Origin of the sequence: Nonomuraea sp. NPDC047529, assembly GCF_040642995.1 — a bacterium.
Lineage (GTDB): Bacteria > Actinomycetota > Actinomycetes > Streptosporangiales > Streptosporangiaceae > Nonomuraea.
In genome coordinates this window covers 1-1,200 of record NZ_JBEYTJ010000117.1, presented here as the reverse complement: position 1 = coordinate 1,200, position 1,200 = coordinate 1, and the positions used below count along the sequence as shown (strand labels likewise).

Here is a 1,200-nt window from a genome sequence, read left to right as displayed (position 1 = left end):
CCGTTCTTGACCCGCTCGCTCTCGCCATGGCCTTCCATCCGGGGCAGATGCAACAGCATCGTGAACCGGGTGGTGCGCTCGACCAGCGTGCCGATTGCAGAGCTGTCCAGGCCGATGATGAGGTCGCCTTCCCAGTGCCCAGGCACCGCCCGGTCGGCGGCCTCGGCGGGACGCTGGCTGATCAGCACTTCCTCAGTGACGAACTTCTTCCCGCGCTGGCGCGTCCGGGCCCGGGGCACTCGCAGCGCGCGGCCGGTGCGCAGACAGGCCGTCAGCTCGCGCCGCAGCGCGCCCCGGCCCTGGATGTACAGGGCCTGGTAGATGGCCTCGTGCGAGATCCGCATCGTCTCATCCTCAGGGAAGTCGATCGGGAGCCGATGGGCGATCTGCTCCGGGCTCCAAGACGTCGCCCACCGCCGGTCCTGGCGCCGCCCGTGACGTCTGCCGATCCAGCGGACCTGCGGCCCTTCCACCTCGCTGCCGTCCGGGGCGCAGACCCTGCCGGCCAGCCGCTCCTGTACATACTCTCGCAGCCGGTCGTTGGCGGCGAGCTTGCACGTCTTGGGCCGGCGCGCTTGGCGGTCGGCGTGCCACTGCGCGACCGAGGCCCGGTAGTCCAGGCGGCCACCGCGTGTGGCCGCGTTGCGCCGCAGCTCCCGCGAGATCGTCGACGGGTCCCGCCCCATCTGGCGGGCGATCTCCCGCACCCCAGACCCCTTGGCGCGCAGCATGGCGATCTCCTCCCGCTCGGCGAACGACAGGTAGCGGCCCGACAGTGGCTCCAGGCTGATCGGCGGCATGCCACCACCCTCACGAAACCACCGCGGCCCCAGCGGCATCGACACGCCACACGCGACGGCGGCCTCCTCGCTTGACCGTCCAGCAGCGATCAGCCGCCAGAACTGCTGCCGCTCCTCGCGCCGATTGACCGGTGGCCGTCCCGGCGACCGAAGCGGCGGACGACCAGCCTGAAGCGCCGCACGCGCTCTTCCCTGCGCCACAACATCCTCCTCGATTGTTGAGGTGTTGCGACGACCAGTTGAATCCGCCCTGACTGCCCGCGTCCGAGTGATGAATCAGTCCCGGCCCGACCGGGCGGCCGGTGCGCTCGCGCCGCCACAGGGCCATGTCCAGGGCGTCCAGCACGAGGGTGGTGTGCTTGCTCAGCGAGGCGGCCCAGCCGACGATCGCCCGGGAGTA

The 1,200-nt window shown here is 71.1% G+C and carries 1 protein-coding gene and 1 pseudogene; both read right to left on the bottom strand.

All coding sequences use genetic code 11. From position 1 onward, the window contains the following. The coding region (locus ABZ815_RS52810) for an IS30 family transposase (protein ID WP_357711156.1) at positions 1 to 800 on the bottom strand (800 nt) is incomplete at its 3' end. A gap of 250 nt (positions 801 to 1,050) precedes the next feature. After that, positions 1,051 to 1,200 (bottom strand): annotated as a pseudogene (locus ABZ815_RS52805) (IS3 family transposase); the annotation flags it as partial.